This window comes from Mesorhizobium sp. WSM4871, from assembly GCF_055811295.1.
In genome coordinates, this window is the sequence record NZ_JBVVPU010000057.1 from 1 (window position 1) to 643 (window position 643).

Annotated in this window: 1 protein-coding gene; it reads left to right on the forward strand. The window is 53.5% G+C overall.

What is annotated here, in order from left to right:
* Positions 1–643, forward strand: a 643-nt coding sequence (locus AC0L2H_RS32475; protein ID WP_473593673.1) for a type IV secretory system conjugative DNA transfer family protein, incomplete at both ends; no start/stop codon positions are given.

Sequence of the window (643 nt, forward strand, 5' to 3'; positions counted from 1 at the left end):
CTCGGCGATGGCGGGCTCAATCTGTGGGCGGATCCGGCTGTAAAGGCAGCGACAAGTCGCTCGGACTTTTCGGTCTATGATCTTCGCCGTCGCAGAACGTGCATCTATCTGTGCGTCGGTCCGAACGACCTTGAGGTGATCGCGCCTTTGATACGCCTGTTCTTTCAGCAAATCGTTTCAATTCTACAGCGGTCGCTGCCCCGCCAAGATGAAAAGAACGAGGTTCTCTTTCTGCTCGACGAGTTCAAGCACTTGGGTAAGCTGGAGGCGATCGAGACCGCAATTACGACCATAGCGGGCTACAAGGGTCGTTTCATGCTCATCATCCAAAGCCTTTCGGCACTGACGGGGGCCTATGGAGAGGCTGGCAAGCAGGATTTTCTGAGCAATACCGGCCTGCAAGTGTTCATGGCCACTGCCGATGACGCGACTCCAACCTACATTTCCAAAGCCATCGGTGAATACACATTTCAAGCCCAATCGATTTCCTACAGCCAGGCGCGAACGTTCGATTGGAACATCCAGAATTCACATCAAGGTGCACCGCTGTTGCGTCCCGAACAGGTTCGGCTGCTCGATGAAGACTACGAGATTGTTCTCATCAAAGGCCTGCCACCATTGCAATTGAGGAAGGTGCGATATT